The sequence below is a fragment of the Chitinophaga sp. 10T418 genome, assembly GCF_056394125.1.
This window is the reverse complement of record NZ_JBFTHG010000015.1, coordinates 44,801-69,357: the sequence shown is the minus strand read 5'-3', so window position 1 is coordinate 69,357 and position 24,557 is coordinate 44,801. Positions and strand designations below refer to the sequence as shown.

Here is a 24,557-nt window from a genome sequence, read left to right as displayed (position 1 = left end):
AACTGAATCATTTAACAGGAAGAAATTAAAACTGCACCATGGCGCCGAAAGTGTACGTTTTCGTTTGTGGATAGGTAACATAGCTACCGTCTCCTACGCGTTCCGGATCAAGGCCCGGGAATTTGCTGATGGTAAATACGTTATCAGCCGTAAAGAATACCCGCAGCGATTTGATACCTGCCCTGGCAATTTTCGCAGCAGGCAGATTATAGCCCAGCTGCACATTCCTGAGCCTTATAAAAGAAGCGTCTTTCAGATAGTAGGTAGAAGCATAATACTGTACCGGTTGATATCCATCTGCTACATAAATTTTAGGCATGGTGGTGCTGGGATGCTCCGGTGTCCAGCGGTTACGCCAGTCGGTGGTGGGAACGGATCCTTGTCTGAAAGGCTCTATCCCCCATCCGTTTACATAGATTTTTTGTCCTTCGGATGCATATAATTGCGCACTCAGATCAAAGTTTTTCCAGGAAGCGCCGAGGTTCACCGCATATTGGAAGGAAGGATACTTTCCTTTTGTATAGGTACGGTCTTTGTCATCAATCACACCATCGCCGTTCACGTCTTTTATTTTCAGATCACCTGGAGTAGCTGCCACCGGCTGCTTAGGCGATTTTGCAATTTCATCTGCACTCTGGAAAATGCCATCCCACTGATACATGTAATATTCATCCAGGGCATGTCCTTCTTCCCGTATAGTATGATCATCGATCTGTCTTTTACCAAATTCCTCCAATACATTTTTATAACGCTGCAAATTGGCGCCTATATACCAGGTGAAATTCTTCCCGATCCGGTCGTTGTATTGTACATTTAATTCAAACCCTTTATTTCTCACGGCGCCATTGTTCACAGTGGGCGCCGCTAAACCCAGCCATAACGGCACCTGGGAATTGCGCAGGATATCAAAGGTGTATTTATTAAACCAGTCACCGGTAAACGTAAGTTTGTTATCAAAGGCGGTCAGGTTAATACCCAGATCGAGTACCCGGGTAGTTTCCCAGGTAAGTCCCGGATCTATCAGCTGCCTGCCGTTAAAGCCGGTGCTAACACTGGAACCAAATACATAAGGTCTGTTGTCCAGGGTGGACTGATAAGGATAGGTACCGATGTTCTGATTCCCTAACTGTCCCCAGGAAGCGCGTAATTTAAGATCGTTGATCCAGGAAGCCTGTTTCAGGAATGATTCTTCCGACATTCTCCATGCGCCGGAAAAGGAATAAAACAAGCCCCAGCGCGTATCTGACGGAAGTCTTGATGTACCATCATATCTAACGCTGGCGCCAAACAGGTATTTATCTTTATAATCGTAGTTGGCGTTACCATAAAATGAACGGATGGCCCATTGACCAGAGGTACCATTATTGGCCTGCCCTTCTGAAGGTCCGGCATTCAGTTCTCTCAACTGGTTCGTKGGAAACTGTGTGCGGCTGGCATTCAGGGTGTMAGCCTTATTCTGCTCCTGTTGAAAACCTGCCAGGGCAGAAAGATTGTGTACACCAAATTTCTTCTTATAAGTAAACTGGGAATAATATACAGTATAAATATAACCGCTATTGCCTACGCTGAGCCCTGGCGTGCCATCATCCAGCAACCCCGCAGGACTCATATCACTATAGTAGTAAGTAGGTACAGTAGGTCTGAAATCGTTGCTTTTGTAGTTATCGTAGTTCATACCGGCCCTGTTCTCCCATTTCAATCCATCTATGATATCCACATCGAGCGACAAATTACCCTGTGCATAGTAATCACTGGTTCTCACCCTCACATCTTCACCCACGATGGCTACCGGGTTCTTATTGCCCAATTCATTGGAATAGCCTTTTTTGATCCACTTTCCATCGCTGGAAGCCGGATAGAGTGGTGACTGTGCCAGCGCGGAGAGGAACATATCCCCTGCGCCGTTTTCAGGATATTTTCTGTCGGCATACCGCATCTGTACATTGGTACCGATAGTCACTCTTTTATTCACCCTGGAGCTGAGGCCCAGATCAAGCGTATATTTTTTGTAGTCGAACCCGATCAATACACCGGGCTGATTGCTGATGCCTAAGCCCAAACTGTAGTTGGTATTATCTTTCCCACCACTCATGTTCAGATAATGGTTCTGCGTGTAAGCAGTGCGGAATATATCATTCAGCCAGTTGTGGTTGGGATATTTCACACGGTCTGTTGCATTCTTATACAGGTCTATCTGTTGCTGGGTATAGATCGGTGCCAACCCGGAGTTAGCCCTGGCCTCATTGGAGAGTTGCATATACTCCGCAGAATTGGAAATAATGTCTGGCAGTTTTGCGGCTTTGGAAATACCCAGATTATAACCGTAGGTAAGCGAGAAGCCATTCTTCCCCTTTTTTGTTTTAACGACAATCACGCCATTAGCGCCGCGGGAACCATAGATGGCGGCCGAGGCGGCGTCTTTCAGTACGKAAACGGATTCAATGTCGTTGGGGTTTAATGCACTCAGGCTACCGGGTAGTCCGTCAATCACCACCAGTGGATCGTTGCCGGCGCCGCTGAAAGTACTGATCCCCCTGATACGCAGCTGTACGTTTTCATTTCCGGGTTCACCGGAGCCCTGTGTTACCTGTAAGCCTGGCAGCTGCCCCTGAAGCAGCGAAGCAGGATTGGTAGCCACACGTTTATTCAAATCAGCGCCTGAGATGGTGGCCACGGCACTGGTGAGTTTATGTTTTTCCTGAGTACCGTATCCCACCACTACCACTTCATTCAGGCCGGCTACATCTTCTTTCAGGATAATTGTCAGAGCAGTTTGATCGGTCACGGTGATTTCCTGTTTAAGAAAGCCGATGGCGGATATCACCAGGACGGCATTATCCGGCACCTGCAGTGAGAACAGACCCTCTGCGGTAGTTAAGGCGCCTGTGGTAGTGCCTTTTACCTGCACCGTGATATTGGGCAAAGGCTGTCCTTTTTCATCCAGTACTTTACCGGTGATTTTCTTTGTCCGGATCTGGTCAGCGGCATTTTTAAACACTACCATGTTATTATCCATGATAGCGTAGTGCAGTCCTGTTTGATGGGATATTTCATTCAGCACGGTCCGGATATCTGCCTTTTCCATGGTCAGACTAAGTTTCGGCAATTTTTCTATGGCAGTATTGCTATAGTAAAAAGTATACCCCGATTTTCTTTCGAGATAGTGGAAAACCTTTTCTACATCTGCCTTTACAAAGGAAACGGAAATGGTGTTTTGCGAGTATCCTGATGCGGATGCCTGGAGAAATAACCCGAACAACACGCCGGTGAATTTAAACATTAGCAATAGTTTTCTTCCATAACATGGCAGCTCAAACGTTGTTTGCTTCGTTGGTATTTTCATAACCTGGAAAATTCTTATTAAGACTCAATAAATGTGGAATGCTTTAGTGGTCAATGGCTGGAAATATCCGGCATAGTAAACCCGCTAGGGAGGTCGCTCCCCAATAATGATCCTGTTATTCATATTGGTAGGTTTAGTTAATCGTTATTATATCATCCTGGATGGAATATTTGAATGGTTGAATTTCCTGTAAGATGTTTAATAGTTTTTCTATGGGCACATTGTCGGCCCGGCCAGAGAATCTTAATGCCGCCAGTTGCGGATCGCGGATAAGGATCTTTACACCGTACCAGCGTTCAAGTCTTTGCACAATAGCGGACAATGTTTCATTTTGAAATATCAGTTGATTGTTTACCCAGGCTGTTTCCAATACCCGGCTGCTGTCTGTGGATGAAATGGGGGATAATGGCTGACGTTCAATAACGATGTTTCCTTTTGTCGTAGCCGTATTCACGGCATTTCCCTTAATGTCTTTTTCTGCAGACACTTTTCTGAGCAATACCTTTTCGTTGGGTGCTATCCGGAATACCTGTTGTCCTTCTTTTACCACTACTTCTACTGCCCCGGAGATCACCGCTGTTTCCTCAAAATCTTCCTCTTTATAAGAACGTATATTAAAAGAAGTTCCCAGCACCCGAACATCCATTTTTTCCGCATGTATGATAAAAGGGCGGCTGGCAGCGTGTTTGATATCGAAATAAGCTTCTCCTGTAAGATATACTTCTCTGAAGGCTTTGTCCATTTTTTCCGGATACCGTAAAGTACTGCCGGCGTTGAGCAGAATAGTGCTGCCATCTGCCATGCGGATCCTCGTTTTCATACCGGCGTCTGTTGTTACTATCTTATATCCTGCAAAGGGCGACTGTTTGTAATAGTATGTCAGTAATGCGCCGGCACAACCGACAACGACTAATAGCGATACAAGCCATTTGCGGGCTGTAAAGCGCCGTCTTTCAGCCACCGGGCCTGCAGGTGCCTGCTCCCTGCTTTCCTCTTCTATAAAACTGCTTACCCTGTTTACCAGCCTATCCGCATCATCCTCGTCAAAAGCAGACACCTTTCTGAATGAAAGCTGCTCCATCTGGCCGGCCTTCAGCCAGTCGCCGGGATGTTGCAATAACAATTCATCCAGTTCCGCTTTTTCCGCGGCGGAAATTTCTCCGCTCCAGTGCAGGGCCAATAGCTCCGATAACCGTTTGGGCATTTACAGAAAGTATAGTTTTTTGATTAATTCTCTAATAAGACAACTCAAAAAGAGAAAACAATTAAGCAGGATAAAAAAAATTATGAGTAGGAATATTTGATGGTAGGTCCCAGTGCTGACCATATTTTCTTCAGGGCAATGGTCATCTGTACATTTACGGTGGCTTTTGAGAGGTCGAGCAAGGCGGCTACCTGCTCATAGGTGAAGCCTTCTTCTTTTACAAGCACGAAAATCTGCCGGCAACGCGGGGGCAAAGACTGAATGGCGGAACGGATATGGTCCAGTTGCTCCTTGCTTATGAGTATGTCTTCCGGACTTTGGGCGCCCTGGCGGCTTACCTGTACTTCCCAGGCAGCATAGTGGGTAGTTCTGCGACCATTACTTTTGAGGTAATTAAGGGCGGTATTTTTTATAGCTTTAAAAAGATAGTATTGCAAATTATCAGGAGGGGTAATATCCGCTCTTTGTTGCCATATTTTGATAAACACATCTGCTACCACTTCTTCTGCTTCTGCTTCATTTCCAACGATACTACACGCAAAATACTTTAATGAAGGGCTGAAAGCCTTCATCATCTGCTTAAATGCGGCAAGATCTCCCAGCGCCCAAAAAGAAGAATAGTCCTGTTCTTTGCTGCTCATGGTCATGAATAGCCTAAAATAAGATTTCTTTTGATAGGAGATGAACACCAGATTACCCATTTTCAATAGTAAATTACCTGTAAATTCGCGTCATTTATAACCGTTTATATGCCAACAAACAGTGTAAAGCTTACTTATGGCTTCCGCCAACGCCTTCTCCTCCCCTTTGCCAGGTGCATCTATTGAATGCCTGCGATCTCTTTTTCAAAATCCATATTTACGGCTCCCGGTTTATCATCTTCCAGAATTTTCTGCGCAGCAATTTTACAAACCGGCTGCAGCGCGGAAAAATGATCCTTATTTTTCACTTCATAAAAATGGGTATACTTATTTTGTCCTGCCGCTGCCTTCTTTTTCATGGCACGTAACTCCTCAATATTACCCTGTCCATCTCCTTCAAAAACATATACCGGCGTTTGTAAAGACGAAAGCCAGGAAGCCGGTGACCTGAGGAGGGATTCTTTGCTATCCTGCGTATTGAAGGTACAGGACTCCGGTCCATAGCTATCATAGGATTGTACTGGACCAAAGCTGAATACCGCCCTGAATCTTTTGCTGCATTCTGCTGCCAGCAATACCTTGGTGCCACCGGTACTATGGCCACCCAGGTAAATACGATTCGAATCTATGCCGGGCTGTTTAGCAAGAAAATCAGCGGCCGCCAGTATATCATCAATTTCTCCAAAACCCGATTCATCATACCCGGGATTCCGGTTACCACCTCTCTGAGCCGGATACATCATCACAATACCCGCTTTCCTGAATGCGCCGGCTGTCTGATCATTCTCCGGATCTGCTTCCTCCCACACCCCACCAATATCATTTCCAAAGCCTCCGCTAATCCATATAATGGCCGGATGCAATTTCCCACTGTCCGGTATTTTGCCAAGATAGGCTTCCATGTTACCAATATCAGACGGATAGGTTACAATGGAAAACAGTTCCTTCGGCGGTTGGGGTACGGGCACGTCCATTTTGTTGTGCTGCGTCAATTTGGTAACAAATCCTTTCCGGGAATCCGCAAAAGCAGGCAAGGTTTCCTGGGCAGCCTCCGTGGTTTTGCCACCGTTGCTGTTATTACAGGAAAGAAAACAGGCTGATAAAAACAGTAGCAGCAAAGGCTGGTAAACTTTTTTCATGGGTAATGATTATGGTGAAAAAATCCCACTCAAGATAGTTCATCGTTGCGGTAATAATTACGGGTGTGCTTCCACCCCTGCCCTACTCCACAATAATAGCTTTGATTAATACTTTTTTTTGAATACATTTATTGGTTCCTAAATCGGTTTAGCAAGCACATACAGTGTGTGTAAGACACTCAATAAGGTACTTATATATTTGAGATAGCCACAAAAACTATTTACCAGGCATGAACAAGCAAGTTATCAAGGGATTCCACATTTTATGGTTACTACTGTTTGCGGCAACGGCTAACAGCCAGACTAAAACGGCTTATACGAAGTATGTAAATACTTTTATTGGCACCGCACCACTGACAGATCCAAAAATTTTAGGGTATGAATTACCTCAGGGCTGGAGATCATGGGCCGGACTTACTTTTCCCGGCAGCTCCCTTCCCAATGCCATGGTGCAGTTAAGCCCTGTAACAGCCTATGGATCCGGCGCAGGATACCAGTATGAGGATAATTTTATTTTTGGCTTTACACATACCAACAAAGGGCACTGGAATCTTTGTAATATTCCTATACTGCCTGCTTCAAATCCCGGTGAAAAATTTGGCTCACACTTTTCCCATAAAAAAGAAAGTTCAGCACCCGGATTTTACCAGGTGTACCTGGATGATTATAATGTGAACGTAAACCTTACTTCTACCTTAAGATGCGGCTACCACCAATATGAATATAAAAATAATAGTGACCGGCAAATTCTTTTTGACCTGGCCAGAGCCAACAACAGGGTCAACGGATGGGATATTGAAAAAGCGGGCAACAATGCCGTACAGGGCTATCAGCAGGCGGGAGAAAGAATTTATTTTTATGCACTCCTGAACACGGACATTGCAAAATTAGAACTGAAAAACAAAGGCAACAACGACGGTTATGCCATGGTGCATTTAGTGGATGGCAGTACCGGACCTGTGGAACTGAAAATAGGTATATCGTTCGTAAGTGTAGCCAATGCAAAGGAAAACCTGGAGAAGGAGATCGGGCGCAAATCTTTTGCCGACATCCGCAACGAAGCCACGAAGAAATGGGAGACGCTGTTATCATCCATACAGGTAAAAGGAGGCACAGAGAAACAAAAAGTAATGCTCTATTCCTGTTTGTACCGGTCATTCTTATGGCCTGCATTACGCAGCGATGTAAACGGCGCATTTACCGATGCCAGGCATAACGTAGTGAAAGCTGATTTCAACTATTACACAGAGCCTTCGCTGTGGGATACCTATCGGAATAAAGATGTGTTATTGGGCCTGATCACCCCACAGGTAACATTGGATGTGATTAAGTCCATGAAAGATGTGGGAGATAAAAAAGGATTTATCCCTACTTTTTTCCATGGCGATCACGGCGCCTCCTCTATTGCAGGTGCCTACCTGAGAGGTATTGATAATTTTGATATCAAAGGTACTTATGAAATACTGCTGAAGAACGCCAATGTAGAAGGCGGTGCACGACCATTCATCAGGGAGTATATTGAAAAAGGTTTTATTTCAGATCCGGATGTAACGAATCCTCATGTAGAAACAAAAGGGAAAGCAGGGGTGTCTAAAACACTGGAGTATGCCTATGATGATTACTCCGTTGCTCAAATCGCCAAAAAGCTGGGAGATACGGCCAACTACAGAATACTCATGGCCAGATCCCAAAACTATAAAAATGTATTTGATCCATCTACCCGGTTTATGCGGGGCCGGCTGGAAAATGGTTCCTGGATTACCCCTTTTAATCCGCAATATCCCTATTACGAATACATGTACAGGGAAGCCAACGCCTGGCAGGTATCTTTCTTTGCGCCGCACGACATGCCCGGTTTAGTGGCCTTATATGGTGGTGCAAAAGTATTTGAATCCAAACTGGACTCCCTGTTCACCATTCCCTGGAATCCCCGATATATCGCCCGGAATGTAGAAACAATGATAGGTCAGTATTGCCATGGTAATCAGCCGGATCATGAAGCCCCTTTTGCTTACTACTTTGTTGGGAAACCGGAAAAATCACAGCATATCCTGGATACCATCTTAAATACTTTATACGGTATCGGCAACGATGGCATTGCGCTCTGCGGCATGGATGATGCAGGTGAAATGTCTTCCTGGTATGTATTCAGCGCATTAGGATTGTATCCCTTCTCTGCTACTGATCCGGAATATATTGTGACGGTACCACTTTTTGATGAAGTAAAATGGAAAACAGCGAGCGGTAAATTGCTCACCATATCGAAACCAGGAAAAGGCAGAAACTTAACGGGGATCAACGTGAACGGGCAACAGCTTAGCGGGTATTTTGTACCAAATGATTTATTTAAGAATGGAGGTAAGATAGAAATCAGTACGAAGTAATACCATACAGCACAGCACTCACCAGTACTATACCGGTGAGTGCTGTAAAAGATCTTTTAAAAGGCTATCTTCCTTTAATAAGACGTACGAGCCAGATAAGAATGATGGACCCAATCAATGCAACGATCAGGGAGCCAATGAAGCCATTCCCCATATGGATGCCCAGTTTGCCGAATACCCAGCCTCCCAGCCAGCCACCAACAACGCCAACAAGGATGTCTACAATCACACCAAACCCTTCACCACGCATTAATTTACCGGCAAGCCATCCTGCAATGCCACCGATTAGTAAAGTCCATAACATAAAAAGAGATTTTTGAGACGAGATGAATGTAACAATAAATTTACATATTCACCATTCTTTCTAAGGGGATGCCATGTTATTAGCTATTATTTTTACACCTTAATAGGACCGGGTAAGTATGTTTGGCAACACTGGACTATCCATTTTATTCCACCTGGACTACTTAGCTCTTCCCGTTTAGTCGTAATTTTGTGCGGAAAAAAAAATAAGTTATCGATGATAAATTTCTCCATTCAACCCATTTTAGAAAATGATACCGCCCTGATGTTACCCTTAACAGCAGCCGACTTTGACGCGCTGTATGCGGTAGCCGCTGACGAAGCAATATGGCAACAGCATCCCAATAAAGACCGCTGGAAAAGAGAAGTCTTCCTGACTTATTTTGATGGCGCCATACGCAGCCAGGGCGCATTTAAAATTATAGATAAAAAATCAGGAGAAATAGCAGGCAGCACCCGTTTCTACGACTATAATGAGCAGGAGAAAAGTATACTGATAGGCTATACTTTTTATGGTACCAGATTTTGGGGAACTGGCATCAACAGCATCGTCAAAAAATTGATGCTGGACTACATCTTCCAATATGTAGATAAAGTTCATTTCCACATTGGCGCCGAAAACATCCGTTCCCAGATCGCTATTGGCAGACTAGGTGCCAACAAAATAGCGGAGGAAAACATCGCCTACTACGGGGAAGCTCCCAAATTGAATTTTGTGTATGAAATCAGGAAGGATACCTACCTTCCATTGTTACATTGATGACAGAAAAATACTGCTGCAGGACATTAAAATTCCATTAAATTAATGACCGCGCAAATGTGACTGAAACAAAAGCCGTAATATTGCCTGAATGATACTTACTATTTACAACAAAATCTGAGAGACTAAACCATCATCTTTAAGTAAATTTTTGTAACCCACAGTAGACCCAAATCACTGTACAGGATTGGATTTCACCAACAGAAAAAAGATTGATTCATTTAGCAGGCATATATGCCTACCGGCTTTCTTTATTGCTTACTGAACATTTCCTTTCGTTAATTAATTCCTGACACCGGCTATCCAGCTAGCCGTGCCGATATCTCTTTTTTTCATGCAGGCACGATCGTATTCTAAAAAACCAAAAATCTCAATCAATGAAAAATCAAGCAGCATTATTTTTTACCTGCCTTCTGGCAGCAACTTTGGCCATTTCATGCCAAAAGGATAATAAACAAAGTGGTAGTGAAAAACCCAATGTTCCTGACGCTGTTTTAGCACAAATAAAAGCGAAAGGATTCAGCACCAGAAATGTACATGCAGTAAACGATGGCTACCTTGTGGAAGGAGATATTTTCCTGAGTACAAAGGACCTTTCAAAGAAAGATGTTACCCGTAAGGTAAGAGTAGCCAAAACAGAACAATACAACACCGATAACACAGTATATGGCTTACCACGTGTTATCAAAGTAAAGGTCAGTAACCTGGGCACCGCGTTTGTGCAGGGAACCGACCTGGCGATTCAACGTTATAATGCCCTGAATCTCCGGATACAGTTTCAACGCATCACCAGCGGTACAGCTGATATCACTATTAAAGGCTTTTATGAAGGCCCCAGCGGTGGTTATATCACGCTAGGCTCGTCTGGTTTCCCTACTGATAACGGAGATCCGTACAACCTTGTGCAAATGAACACACACCCTGATGCATATGGCAGCAATCCCAATGTACAATATGTAGGGTCCGTTATTCAGCATGAAATAGGACATTGCATTGGTATGCGTCATACAGATTACATGGACCGCTCTTACAGCTGCGGTGGCGATCCGATAGATGAAGGCGATGGCGGCGTTGGCGCTGTCTATATTCCGGGAACACCAAGTTCACCCGATGCAGATTCATGGATGCTTGCCTGTTCCAACGGTGGCAACCGTACGTTTAATAGCAATGATATCATTGCGTTGAACTACCTCTATCAATAAACCACACGGAGAGATGCATTGAAAAAATATTATCAACGTAAAGGTTACACTTCTCAGATCGTGCTGGTGTAACCTTTTTCTATTTCCATGTAAAAAGGAATGATTATAAAGATATATCCCTCACACCTGTGTTATCACTGCGGCAATATAGCATTATAGAACAATTCCGCCTATAACGTAAAAGCGCCATTTTGTATGTTGCAACAATTTAAAATCCATGCCGCCCAAAATATATTTATGCACAAAATGCAAGACTAAAGCAGTGATCATCAATATATCATTGTTAAAAACTTTATAAAGAAATGAAGACAATTTTTTCTTCCAACAAAAAATTTTACATTTAGAACTCGAAATACTATCCAGGTAGTAACATATCTCGTTAACACGGAACATGCAGTTGATTTTTGTTATGCCCGGCACGCCACCAAGCGCAGGATCAACTAATTATTGAAAACTTTTATTGTAAAAAATCACAACGAAATGAAACCCAGACCTGATAATCATTAATATTGTGGTGTTCTATTTATCTATTTGCTTTCCATCCAACACTTAGTTAACTAAGTAAGCTGGATTACATTCTTTTTTGCATTTATTGTTTAACTCATTTAATTTTTAAATTAGGTAGAAATGCCTGTGCATCATAAAAAGAGGTGAAATGCATTTATAGTATATTTTCCCTGTTCTCTAATCGGGAACATCGCCAATAAACTCAACAATAAAGCGTTTACTGACAAACAAAAAACAATTGCTTCCGCCGGAATTGTTTTTGTACCTGAACATAACATTGAATCATATTCCTGTTGCTGAAAAGTGATGGTTATAACCTGTTTTAAACCGTTAATTAGTTGTTGTTATCAAAGGCGATTCAACACTCAAAATGACCTTGGTTTCTATTTAATCAGTGACAACTTCCCAAATAGATGTCAACAATGATAAAAGATATGAATTCCTCTTTGTATGAATGCCAGCAATAACAAAAAACATCATTCTTAAACTTAATTCAGACTTAACTTTTTTATCACTTTTTAGAATTACCGTATTACACTATTATAGTCACTTGTGTCAAATTTTTAGATATGTTTTCCCTTCCTGCTAACCAAAGAGCCATCTGGTTTGAACAGAAGCTATTTCTGCAATCCGCCATATACAATGTATGTGTGTATACGCACATACACGGAAGTATAGATGTTACTTTATTCGAAAAATCCATCTATATACTGATTGCGCAAAATGATGTACTCCGTTCCGGATTTGAAGAGATAGACGGCATACCCCGGCTTTTGATAAAACCAACTGTTGCTGCTGATGCCTCCATCTTTTCTTTCCTGGATTTTTCAAACCATGAAAATAGCCAGAAAGCCTGCCAGGATTGGATGAACAGGCAATCGGTTTCGCCTCTGCCATTCACCGAAAACAAGCTGTATACGTTTGCATTACTAAAACAGTCCCCTACCTCCTATTGCTGGTATGTTAAAATGCACCATACAATTGTGGATGGCTGGAGCATTCCACTAATGGTCAGTAAACTATCGGCCATATATGAAACGCTGTCAGAAGGTAAACCTGTTTCTTCGGATACCACGTTTTCCTATCTCGACTATGTGCAGGCAGACCAGGCGTATACACACTCGTCCGCATTCACACAGGATAAAACATACTGGGAACAGCGGTTTTCAACAGTGCCGCCCGAACTCTCCGCAGGCATCCGGGATACAAAAAAAGAAGAGTTCCTGATCAGCAGCATCCGGAAATCAGTGTCGATAGACAAACAGTTTTACGAAAGCATACGTTTGCTGGCCTCCCTGAATAATGTAACCACCTTCCATGTTTTCCTGGGCATATTTTACACCTATTTCTCACGGATCAGCCGCAACAATGATCTCGTTATCGGTGTGCCTGTACGGAACAGGGACAATGCCGCATTCCTGGAAACCCTGGGCCTGTTTGTAGGCGTACTGCCTTTCCGGATGAGTTATGCCTCCTCCCTTACCTTTGAGGAGCTACTGCCTCAAATCCGGGATGCTTTCCGGCAGGACATGGTGCATCAGCAATTCCCGATTGATGAAATCATCAGGATAGCAAAATCCAAACAACCGGATTTGCATTCGCTTTTCGACATTACCATCTCTTTCGAAAAAGTAAACTATAATACCCGGTTTAATAACTTCGAAACAGCAACCGCCGTAGTGTCACATCATGCGGAAAAATCACCACTGGCCATATTTATACGKGAATCACAGACAGAAGATGTCACCGTAAATTTTGATTTTAATATTGGCCACTGGGATGAATATTATACAGATCAGTTCCTGGAGCAATTCCAGTCACTGCTTACTACCCTCGTCCAGTCACCCACCCAAACTATTGACCAGGTGCCGGTGATAACATCCGCTGCAAAAGCTGCGTTGCTTAATCAGCAATACGGAACCACAACATACCCGGGGACAATAGTGGCGCAATTCGAAAAAACGGCTGCCACATACCCGGAAAATATGGCCGTTGTATTTGAAACCCAACAGCTCACTTATGCCAGTCTGAACGCACAAGCCAATACGTTGGCACATTATCTCCGGAATACTTATAAAGTAAAGCCCAACGAAATAGTCGCCTTCCTCATCCCCAAGTCAGCGAATGCGATGATTACCATCCTTGGCATTCTTAAATCAGGGGCGGCCTATCTCCCTATCGATCCTGCTTATCCGCAAGAACGTATAAAATTTATGCTGGAAAATTCCGGCACTAAATTATTGCTGACCGAAAGCAATATGGATGCACCAACATTCGATGGCGATTTTCTTTACATCGACAAACAGGCATATTCCGGAGAAAGTACCCTTAATCCACTCCCGGTAAATACACCCGATGATACCAGCTACATCATATACACCAGTGGCTCTACCGGACAGCCAAAGGGTACGGTGATCAAACATGCAGGAGCATTGAATACGGTGATGGAATATTTAAAGGAGATTAATATAAAGTCTGATGAAAATTTCCTGCAATTTGCCTCGTTGTCTTTTGATGGCTCCGTTCTGGAAACATTCATGCCATTATATGCCGGCGCCACCATATACCCGGCATCAAAGGATATCATTGCTGATTTCGATCGCTTCTCTAATTTCCTGAGCAAAAACGATATTGCAGCGCTAATAATACCTCCTTCCTACCTGCGTAATCTTAATAAAGCATCATTAGCTAAAGTAAGGGTGCTGATCAGCGCCGGCGAACCCGCCATACCACGGCTGGAATTAAACCTCCGGGACGAACAGGAATACGTCAATGCCTATGGCCCCACAGAGTGTAGTATATGCACGACCATTTTTAAGGAAACAAAAAATATCAGCAGAAATGTACCTGTCGGAAAGCCTATCGGCAACATGCAGGTTTATATCCTGGATGAGCAACAGCAACTGATGCCTGCTGGTGTTCCGGGCGAAATTTATATTGCCGGAATAGGCCTGGCAAAAGGCTATTTAAATAATGCGGCATTAACAGCCACTAAATTTATCCCTTCTCCTTTTGAAAAGGATACATTACTGTATCGCAGCGGAGACATCGGACGCTGGCTGTCTGACGGCAATATCGAATACCTGGGAAGAGCAGATGACCAGGTGAAAATAAGAGGCCATCGCATAGAACCCGGTGAAATTGAAATAGCGCTCACCCTTCATACGGCAATACAAAATGTGGCGGTGGTGATAAAAGAACTAAGCCGGAATGAAAAAGCACTGTATGCTTTTGTAGTCACCAAAGATAACACGACAACAGACGCACTGTACACGTTTCTCAGAAAAACGCTGCCGCACTTCATGATACCGGACAGGATCTTCATCGTGAAAAACATTCCGCTCACCATCAATGGGAAAGTGGACAAAAGAGCCTTGCTGGATACTGTGATAACCGAATCTGATAAGGTATACATAGCCCCCAAAACCGCGCATGAAAAATTAGTCGCCAGCATATGGCAGGATTTACTGGGCATACCACATCTGAGCATTACCGACAACTTTTTCCAGTTAGGCGGACATAGCTTAAAAGTAGGGCAGTTTATTAACATCGTATATAAGCATACCAGTATCCGGCTTGTCTTCAGTGAGGTATTCCGTGCTGCCGTATTAAGAGATGTAGCCACACTCCTGGACAACAAACAATCTGTTACCACGCGGGAACTGGTAAAGATCCCCGAAAGAGATTACTACCCGCAATCTTCTTCTCAAAAACGCCTATACCTGTTGCAACAGCTCGAAGGTGCAGGGAACAGCTATAATATGCCAAGCGCGTACCAGGTACAGGGAAGGATCAATATCGAACGCCTGGAAAAATGCTTTACGGATTTGATAGCACGGCACGAGGCACTGAGAACGGCCTTTGAAATGAGAGATGGCATGCCCGTGCAAATCATACAAGCCGTTATGCCTTTCCGCGTTGGTTATACAAAAGCAGCGGCAACAGCACAAACAGAGCTGATACAATCCTTCATCCGGCCGTTTGACCTGTCGGCGCCACCATTGCTGAGAGCTCATGTATATGATTTCGGTGATGCAAAACAACTGCTCGTCTTCGATATGCATCATATCATCTCTGATGGTATTTCTGATGCGGTATTTATGGAAGAACTCGAATTACTTTATAACGGGGAAAGTCTCGAACCTTTAACCATTCAGTATAAAGACTTTTCGGTATGGCAAAATAATATGCTCGCTTCGGAGAGCATGCAGGAGGAGCAAAACTATTGGCTGCAGCAGTTTTCACAGGAACCGCCTGTACTCTCTTTACAGACTGACTACCCAAGACCGGCAACAAAATCCTTTAACGGGAACCGAATAACGCTGGCATTACCGGAAAACATCTCCCGGCAACTACATACGCGTAGCATACAATTGAGTTGTACCATCAACCAGTTATTACTGGCAGCTTTCAATGTATTGCTTTATAAGTATTCCGGTAATGAAGATATCGTAGTCGGCACGCCGGTAGCCGGTCGTACCCGGACAGAACTGGATAATGTATTGGGCGTATTTATCAATACCCTGGCACTGAGATCCTATCCTTCCGGCCAAAAAACTTTTAAAGCTTTCCTCGCCGAAGTAAAGCAAACCAGCATAGACGCCTTAAAAAATCAGGAGTATCCTTTTGAACTCCTGATAGAACAGTTGGAGTTCAAAAGAGATGTGAGCCGCAATCCCCTGTTCGACGTCATGTTTGCTTTCCGGTATGACGAAGGTGAAGAGCTGCAACTGGCAGACGCCATCCTCACCCCTGTAGAAGATATTTGTGGTACCAGTAAGTTTGACCTGTTGCTGGAAGGCGTTAAAACCGGATCCAATATTGAATTAGATCTTGAATACAGTACCGATCTTTTCAATGAGGCAACTGCTCAGGCCCTCCTGCAGCACTATGTAAATCTGTTACAGCAGGTCAGCATATCGCCCGACAAAAAACTGGCAGACATCAACATCCTCACAATAGAAGAAAAACGACGGCTGCTGACGGGAAACAACAATATGTCCGCCCGCTATCCAACAGATAAATGTTTGCATCAGCTGTTTGAAGAACAGGCTAACAAATTTCCGGATGCACCGGCATTGGTATGGAACAATCATCAAATGACCTATGCAGCACTGAATACAAAAGCCAACCAGGTAGCTGCTGCTATCAGGGCCAAACTGCCAACCGCTAAAAATCCTATTATAGCAGTGCTGCTGGACAGAAGCCCCGATATGATCGCTGCCCTGCTGGGAATATTAAAGGCAGGTGGCGCTTATCTTCCCATGGATCCCGATTATCCGGCAGACCGTATCAGCTATATGCTGGAAGATAGCGCCTCCCCGTTATTAATCACACAGACGATCATTGATCCTGCATTCAACTACGCCGGCTCTGTTATTTTCATGGATCAACTGGAAGATAAAATAACCTTCACGCCTGTTGATGTGCAACCGCAGGACCTTGCCTATATCATTTACACCTCCGGATCTACCGGTCAGCCTAAAGGCGTAATGATTGAACACCGGAATGTGGTCAGGCTTTTATTCAATGATAAAAACCTGTTCGACTTCTCTGAAAAAGATACCTGGACACTTTTCCATTCCTATTGTTTCGATTTCTCTGTCTGGGAAATGTATGGCGCTTTGCTCTATGGCGGCAAGCTGGTCATCGTTCCGAAAATCATTGCACAAAATGCCAATGACTTCTTACAGTTATTACAACAACAACAGGTAACCGTACTTAATCAAACACCCGGCGCATTCTATCACCTGCTGGCAGCGGCCCTGGAACAACCAGCGGCGGGCCTCAGCGTACGCTATGTGATATTCGGGGGCGAGGCACTCAAGCCCGGAAAGCTGAAAGGATGGCCCGAAAAATACCCCGCCTGCAAGCTGATTAACATGTATGGCATCACCGAAACAACCGTGCATGTTACGTATAAAGAGATCACACAAAAAGAAATCCATCTCAATACCAGCAATATCGGAAAACCTATCCCTACCCTTTCCTTACTGGTATTGGACAAGGATCAACAGCTGGTGGCGCAGGGAGTGGCAGGAGAATTATGTGTGGGAGGCGCAGGACTGGCCAGGGGCTATCTCAACAGAGAAGCACTCACCGCAGAACGATTTATTGATCACCCATATATTGGGGGAGAAAAATTATACCGCACCGGCGATCTCGCCAAAATGTTGCCGGGTGGCGACTTTGAATACCTGGGCAGAATAGATCACCAGGTAAAAATAAGGGGCTTCCGAATAGAGCTGGGAGAGATAGAAAACAAACTGTTATTACACGATGCCGTAAAAGACACGCTGGTAATAGACAGGGAAGATCCTGCCGGCGATAAATATTTATGCGCCTATGTGATCAGTGAGGAGCAGATAACAACAGCGGACCTGAGAAAGCACCTGGCGGCTTTTCTGCCAGACTACATGGTTCCCGCCTTCTTTATGGTGATGACCCATTTCCCACTGACCGGCAACGGTAAAATCGACAGAAAGAAATTACCTGTTCCCGAGGAAACAGACCTTTCTTCTGCTGGTTACGAAGCACCGGTAACGCCTACAGAAATACAACTGGCAGCATTGTGGACGAAGCTATTGAACGTTTCAAGAGTAGGCTTGCATGACCATTTCTTTGAACTCGGTGGCCACTCACTGAAGGCGGTGAATGCAGTAGCCGGAATTTTTAAAACATTCCAGGTAAGCCTGCCATTGAACCTGTTCTTTAAAAACCCTACTGTAAAAGAACAGGCTGCCTATATCGATACCCACCAAAAAGAGCTGGTAGAACAGATTCAACCTGCCCCGGTTCAGCCGTTTTATGCCCAGTCCTCTTCTCAGAAACGCTTATACCTGCTGCACCAGATCGAAGGTTCAGAAAACAGTTATAATATACCAAGTGCTTTCAGGGTAAAGGGTAGAATCGATATCCAACGCCTGGAAAAATGCTTTACGGATTTGATTGCACGACATGAAGCACTGAGAACAGCCTTTGAAATGAGAGATGGCATGCCCGTGCAAATCATACAAGCCGCTATGCCTTTCCACATTGGCTATACAAAAGCTGCAGCAACAGCCCAAACGCAGCTGATACAATCATTCATCCGCCCATTTGACCTCTCAGCGCCGCCATTGCTGAGAGCCCATGTATATGATTTCAGCGATGCAGACCAACTGTTCCTCTTCGATATGCATCACATCATCTCTGATGGTATTTCTGCTGCCGTATTTATGGAAGAACTGATGCTGCTTTATAACGGAGGAAGTCTTGAGCCTTTAACCATTCAGTATAAAGACTTTGCGGTATGGCAAAATAATATCCTTGCTTCCGACAGTATCCAGGACCAGCAAGACTATTGGCTACAGCAGTTTGCAGAGGAAGCGCCTGTGCTCTCTTTACAAACTGATTACCCAAGACCGGCATTGAAATCCTTTAATGGGAAAAGAATACAGCTTGCATTGCCGGAACACCTCTCCCGGCAATTGCATACACACAGCACACAACTGGATTGTACCGTCAACCAGTTACTACTGGCGGCTTTCAAGGTATTACTATATAAGTATTCCGGAAATGAAGATATCGTAGTTGGCACGCCGGTAGCCGGCCGTACCAGGGCCGAACTGGATAAAGTATTGGGCGTATTTATCAATACCCTGGTGCTGAGATCCTATCCTTCCGGCCAAAAAACGTTTAAAGCCTTCCTCGCCGAAGTAAAACAAACCAGCGTAGACGCCTTAAAAAATCAGGAATATCCTTTTGAGTTCCTGATAGAACAACTGGAGTTGAAAAGAGATATGAGCCGCAATCCGCTGTTCGATATCATGTTTGCTTTCCGGCATGAGGAAGAAGAACAGTTGAAGCTGGCAGACGCCATACTCACCCCCGTAGAAGACATTTACGATACCAGTAAGTTTGACTTGTTACTGGAAGGTGTTAAAACCGGGCCACATATTGGATTAAGTCTGGAATACAGTACAGATCTTTTCCATGAGGCAACTATTCACGCACTCCTGCAGCACTATGTAAACCTGTTACAGCAGATCAGCGCATCACCCGACAAAAAACTGGCGGACATCAACATCCTTACCGCCGTAGAAGAACAGTGGCTGCTGATGGGTAATGACAATACATTCGCCCACTATCCTACAGATAAATGTTTGCATCAGCTGTTTGAAGAACAGGCGAACAAATTTCCGGATGCAACTGCATTAGTGTGGGACAACCATCAAATGAGCTATGCAGTACTGAATACAAAAGCCAACCAGGTAGCTGCTGCTATCAGGGCCCAACTGCCAACAGCTAAAAATCCTATTATAGCAGTGCTGCTGGACAGAAGCCCCGATATGATCGCTGCCCTGCTGGGAATATTAAAGGCAGGTGGCGCTTATCTTCCCATGGATCCCGATTATCCGGCAGACCGTATCAGCTATATGCTGGAAGATAGCGGCACCCCGTTATTAATCACACAGACGACCATTGATCCTGCATTCAACTACGCCGGCACTGTTATTTTCATGGATCAACTGGAAGAAGGAGTAGCCTTCACGCCTGTTGATGTGCAGCCGCAGGATCTTGCCTATATCATTTACACTTCCGGATCTACCGGTCAGCCTAAAGGCGTAATGATTGAACACCGGAATGTGGTCAGGCTTTTATTCAATGATAAAAACCTGTTCGACTTCTCCGAAAAAGATACCTGGACACTTTTCCATTCCTATTGTTTCGATTTCTCTGTCTGGGAAATGTATGGCGCCTTGCTCTATGGTGGCAAGCTGGTCATTGTTCCGAAAATCATTGCACAAAATGCCAATGACTTCTTACAGTTATTACAACAACAACAGGTAACCGTACTCAATCAAACACCAGGCGCATTCTATCACCTGCTGGCAGCAGCCATGGAACGACCAGCGGCGAACCTCAGCGTGCGCTATGTGATATTCGGAGGCGAGGCACTCAAGCCCGGAATGCTCAAGGAATGGCACGAAAAATACCCCGCCTGCAGGCTGATTAACATGTATGGCATCACCGAAACAACCGTGCATGTTACGTATAAAGAGATCACTCAAAAAGAAATCCATCTCAATACCAGCAATATCGGCAAACCTATCCCGACCCTTTCCTTATTGGTATTGGACAAGGATAAACAGCTGGTGGCGCAGGGAGTGGCAGGAGAATTATGTGTGGGAGGCGCAGGACTGGCCAGGGGGTATCTCAACAGAACAGCACTCACCACTGAACGATTTATAGATCATCCATACATTGCCGGAGAAAAATTATACCGTACCGGCGACCTGGCCAAAATGTTGCCGGGTGGCGATTTTGAATACCTCGGCAGAATAGATCACCAGGTAAAAATAAGGGGCTTCCGCATAGAGCTGGGAGAGATAGAAAACAAACTGTTGTTACACGATGCCGTAAAAGACACGCTGGTAATAGACAGGGAAGATCCTGCCGGTGATAAATACTTATGCGCCTATGTGATCAGCGCCGAAAAGCTAACAGCGGCAGACCTGAGAAAACACCTGGCGGCTTTTCTGCCAGACTATATGGTTCCTGCCTTCTTTATAGTGATGACCCATTTCCCACTGACCGGCAACGGAAAAATCGACAGAAAACAATTACCTGTTCCTGAAAAAACAGACCTCTCTTCCGCTGTTTACGAAGCACCGGTAACGCCTACGGAAATACAACTGGCAGCGTTATGGATGAAACTATTGAACGTTCCAAGAGTAGGTCTGCACGACCATTTCTTTGAACTGGGAGGCCAGTCGCTGAAAGCTGCACAGCTGACAGCGCTTATCCACAAACACTTCCAGGTGGAAGTATCTATCCGGCAAATATTTACCTCACCACATTTGTCGGAGCTGGCAGCACGTATCCTGGAGAGTGCACCTTCTTCACACCATGTGATTGAACGGGCGCCGGAACAATCCTGGTATCCGGCATCTGCTGCTGAAAAAAGATTGTATATACTCAACCAGATAGATGGTCCTGGCATTTCTTACAACATTCCGGCAGTATATGCAATCACCGGAAATCCGGATCAGAAAAAGCTGGTCAATGCTATACGCTTACTGATAAACAGGCACGAAATACTTCGGACTTCCTTTGACATCAGAAAGGGCGAAGTCATTCAGATCATCCACGATGATGTAGTGGTGGATCTACCGCTGCACTATTGTGAAGAAGAAGAGCTGGAAGACTTTATCCGCGACTTCATACAACCTTTTGACCTCTCGCAGGCACCCTTATTCAGAACAAGCCTGGTAAAAACCAGTACCGGTCAATACCATTTCCTGTTCGACCTGCACCACGTGGTGGCAGATGCAGTGGGAATGGATAATTTGCTGAAAGAGCTGGCTGCAGGCTATAGTGGCACATCGCTTCCGCCACTGCCTATTCAGACCAGGGATTTTGCGGTATGGCAGAAAAAATGGCTGCAATCATCTGCAGCACTGTCCCAGCAGGCATTCTGGAAATCACAGTTCAGCGCAGCCACCGCCTTACTCAATATGCCGGTAGATTTTGTACGGCCGCCTGTAAAATCTTATGAAGGCGAACTTTTCCGGTTCACTGTGCCGGCACATATTGCCACCGCCGTGAAGGAAATAAGCAGATCCGGCGGCGCCACCACTTTTATGGTGATGCTCGCGGCTTACAATATCCTGCTTTCCAAATATAGCGGGCAGGAAGACATTATTGTAGGCACCCCGGTTGCCGGTCGCTCAAATGCAGACCTGCAGGACCTGATAGGCATGTTTGTGAATACGCTGCCGCTCCGGAACTTCCCCGCAGCCGAAAAGCAATTCGGTGATTTTGTCCTGGAAATAAAAGAAAACTCCCTCCGGGCATTCCAGTACCAGGATTATCCATTTGAAGCATTGCTGGATGATATGGATATCAAACGTGACATGAGCCGCAACCCACTGTTCGACTACATGTTTACTTACCAGAACGATAACAACCACGAACTGCAGTTCTCAGACCTGTTACTGACGCAGGTGGCCATTCAGCATAATGTAGCCAAAATGGATCTGTCGCTGCAAATCAGTGACGGAGAAGACGGGCAATTTGATGCCGGCATAGAATACGCCACCAAACTGTTTTCCAGGCAAACCATTAAACGGCTGGCCGGTCACTTCATTCAAATCCTTGAACAGGTATCCGCTGATCCGCGGATCAGACTTAGCGATATTGACATCACTACCGCAAAAGAAAAAGAGCACCTCTTACAATTCAACAACACGGCGATGAAGGTGAGCCTGCCCGGAAGCGAAGAAGCAAAAGATATCTGTTCCCTGTTTGAAAACAGTGTATCACGTTTCCCGGATGCCATCGCAGTAGCCACAGAAAAAGCCTCCATCACTTACCGCGACCTGGATGAAAAAGTAAACCACCTCGCTGCGCTATTAGTCGCCGAAGGTGGCGGCACAGATAAAATAGTAGGGGTGTTCATGGATCGATCCGTGGACATGATAGCGGGTATATTGGCGATTCTTAAAGCCGGTGCGGCCTATCTGCCCATCGATACTGATTATCCTGCTGAACGGATCAGGTATATGCTGGAAGACAGTAACGCATTGCTGGTACTTACACAACGGAAATTTGCAGATAGCCTCTCTTTTGCAGACAACAAAATTTTCCTCGACGACCTGCCGGCAGTTGCGGTTACACCATTAACCGAAAAGATACACCGTCCTGCCAACAGCCTGGCTTATGTGATCTATACATCAGGCTCCACAGGAAAACCCAAAGGTGTGCAGATCGAGCACCATTCATTTTATAATTCCGTATTGTCAAATGCTGCCAACTACAACCCTGGCTTCAGCGCTGCAGACGTTTGTTTAAGCCTGAGTAATATTTCGTTTGACGCCAGCATACTGGAAATATTCATCCCACTGGTAAATGGCGCCAAACTGGTGATTGTAAACAGAGAACACGTATACGATGTTCAGTCACTCACGAATGTAATAGTGAACAGTAATGTTACGTTCTGTTATGTTCCCCCTTCTTTGCTGCAACCGCTTTATAAGGCACTTAAAAGTCATGCGCCCATTTCTCTGAACAAGCTATTTGTGGGCGTAGAGCCTATAAAAGATACAATGCTGCAACAGTATATTTCACTGAATGAAAACATGCAGATCATTAACGGCTACGGCCCTACGGAAGCAGCCATTGCCTGCTCCTGGTACGGGTTTAAACCAGGGAACCCCAGAGGCATCAACATACCGATCGGTAAACCGATCTATAATACCCGGATTTATATCGTGAATAACGATATGCAGCTCATGCCCATAGGTGTGCCCGGGGAATTGTGTATTGCGGGAACAGGACTGGCCAGAGGCTATCTGAATAACCCGGAGCTGACTACGCAAAAGTTTGTAGACAATCCATTTGAACCAGGTAAAAAGCTGTACAAAACGGGAGACCTTGCCAAATGGCTGCCGGATGGCAATATCGCTTTCATTGGCAGAAAAGATCACCAGGTAAAGATCCGCGGATTCCGGATTGAACTGGGTGAAATAGAAAGTAAGCTGATGACACATCCTGATATTAAACAGGCATTGGTCGTAGATAAAACAGATCACAGCGGTAATAAATTCCTCTGCGCTTATGTGGTAAGTGCCACCGCACCGGATCATGCAGCATTACGGGCGCATCTGTCTACAGAACTCCCGGCTTACATGATGCCGGCATTTTTCATTACCCTGGAAAAATTCCCCTTAACCAGCAATGAAAAGATCGACAGAAAGGCCCTTCCGGAGCCCGATATCGCCCGGAAAATGCCCGGCACAGATGTAATACCACCCGAAGATGCGACAGAAGAAAAGATGCTGGAAATATGGACCGCTGTGTTGGAAACAGATAACATCAGTACGACGGATAATTTTTTTGAAATCGGAGGCAACAGTCTTAAGATCATCCATATGCTGGGACTGATCCAGGAATCATTTGGCAATCCGTTAAAAGTCAGTGACCTGTTCGACAAACCGACCATCAAAGAACAGGCAGCAATTATTTCCATGCACCTGAATAAAGTTTCCAGGCAAACATCTAAAACAAAAAGAGTAGAATTCTAAATCAATT

General features: G+C 44.8%; 9 protein-coding genes. 4 read left to right on the top strand and 5 right to left on the bottom strand.

Going from position 1 to position 24,557, the window contains the following annotated elements:
- Nucleotides 1–25: 25 nt before the first annotated feature.
- The 4 genes from AC1DCV_RS30980 to AC1DCV_RS30965 all read right to left on the bottom strand — a co-directional run bounded on the left by AC1DCV_RS30980 (nucleotide 26) and on the right by AC1DCV_RS30965 (nucleotide 6,327).
- On the bottom strand, nucleotides 26–3,280 hold the full coding sequence (locus AC1DCV_RS30980) for a SusC/RagA family TonB-linked outer membrane protein (protein ID WP_477026802.1): 3,255 nt from the start codon (nucleotides 3,278–3,280) through the stop codon (nucleotides 26–28).
- Nucleotides 3,281–3,476: 196 nt separating this feature from the next.
- Complete coding sequence (locus AC1DCV_RS30975) at nucleotides 3,477–4,547, bottom strand: FecR family protein (RefSeq protein WP_477026801.1); 1,071 nt, start codon at nucleotides 4,545–4,547, stop codon at nucleotides 3,477–3,479.
- An 80-nt stretch (nucleotides 4,548–4,627) separates the two neighbouring features.
- Nucleotides 4,628–5,188 carry an RNA polymerase sigma-70 factor gene (locus tag AC1DCV_RS30970; RefSeq protein WP_477026800.1) on the bottom strand — a complete coding sequence of 187 codons (561 nt, stop codon included), beginning with the start codon at nucleotides 5,186–5,188 and terminating at the stop codon, nucleotides 4,628–4,630.
- Nucleotides 5,189–5,367: 179 nt separating this feature from the next.
- A complete protein-coding gene (locus AC1DCV_RS30965; protein ID WP_477026799.1) occupies nucleotides 5,368–6,327 on the bottom strand; it encodes an alpha/beta hydrolase family protein in 960 nt (319 codons plus the stop codon).
- A gap of 230 nt (nucleotides 6,328–6,557) precedes the next feature.
- On the opposite strand from AC1DCV_RS30965, the gene AC1DCV_RS30960 reads away from it, so the two are divergent.
- Nucleotides 6,558–8,711: a GH92 family glycosyl hydrolase gene (locus AC1DCV_RS30960; protein WP_477026798.1), complete on the top strand. Its 2,154-nt coding sequence runs from the start codon at nucleotides 6,558–6,560 to the stop codon at nucleotides 8,709–8,711.
- 64 nt (nucleotides 8,712–8,775) lie between these two features.
- Here AC1DCV_RS30960 and AC1DCV_RS30955 read toward each other — a convergent pair whose 3' ends face one another.
- Nucleotides 8,776–9,015 (bottom strand): GlsB/YeaQ/YmgE family stress response membrane protein, encoded by a 240-nt coding sequence (locus AC1DCV_RS30955; RefSeq protein ID WP_477026797.1) that lies wholly within the window; start codon nucleotides 9,013–9,015, stop codon nucleotides 8,776–8,778.
- Between the two features lie 216 nt (nucleotides 9,016–9,231).
- Between AC1DCV_RS30955 and AC1DCV_RS30950 the strand changes: the two genes are divergently transcribed.
- From AC1DCV_RS30950 to AC1DCV_RS30940, 3 genes are all read left to right on the top strand, one after another.
- A complete protein-coding gene (locus tag AC1DCV_RS30950) occupies nucleotides 9,232–9,774 on the top strand; it encodes a GNAT family N-acetyltransferase (RefSeq protein ID WP_477026796.1) in 543 nt (180 codons plus the stop codon).
- 377 nt (nucleotides 9,775–10,151) lie between these two features.
- A complete protein-coding gene (locus AC1DCV_RS30945; RefSeq protein WP_477026795.1) occupies nucleotides 10,152–10,976 on the top strand; it encodes a M57 family metalloprotease in 825 nt (274 codons plus the stop codon).
- Nucleotides 10,977–12,052: 1,076 nt separating this feature from the next.
- Nucleotides 12,053–24,550 (top strand): non-ribosomal peptide synthetase, encoded by a 12,498-nt coding sequence (locus tag AC1DCV_RS30940; RefSeq protein ID WP_477026794.1) that lies wholly within the window; start codon nucleotides 12,053–12,055, stop codon nucleotides 24,548–24,550.
- Nucleotides 24,551–24,557: the final 7 nt, after the last annotated feature.

Excerpts from the sequence above, each read along its gene's own strand:
- AC1DCV_RS30965 (WP_477026799.1), bottom strand. The coding sequence starts at position 6,327 with ATGAAAAAAGTTTACCAGCCTTTGCTGCTACTGTTTTTATCAGCCTGT.
- AC1DCV_RS30970 (WP_477026800.1), bottom strand. The coding sequence starts at position 5,188 with ATGAGCAGCAAAGAACAGGACTATTCTTCTTTTTGGGCGCTGGGAGAT.
- AC1DCV_RS30975 (WP_477026801.1), bottom strand. The coding sequence starts at position 4,547 with ATGCCCAAACGGTTATCGGAGCTATTGGCCCTGCACTGGAGCGGAGAA.
- AC1DCV_RS30945 (WP_477026795.1), top strand. The coding sequence starts at position 10,152 with ATGAAAAATCAAGCAGCATTATTTTTTACCTGCCTTCTGGCAGCAACT.
- AC1DCV_RS30960 (WP_477026798.1), top strand. The coding sequence starts at position 6,558 with ATGAACAAGCAAGTTATCAAGGGATTCCACATTTTATGGTTACTACTG.
- AC1DCV_RS30950 (WP_477026796.1), top strand. The coding sequence starts at position 9,232 with ATGATAAATTTCTCCATTCAACCCATTTTAGAAAATGATACCGCCCTG.
- AC1DCV_RS30955 (WP_477026797.1), bottom strand. The coding sequence starts at position 9,015 with ATGTTATGGACTTTACTAATCGGTGGCATTGCAGGATGGCTTGCCGGT.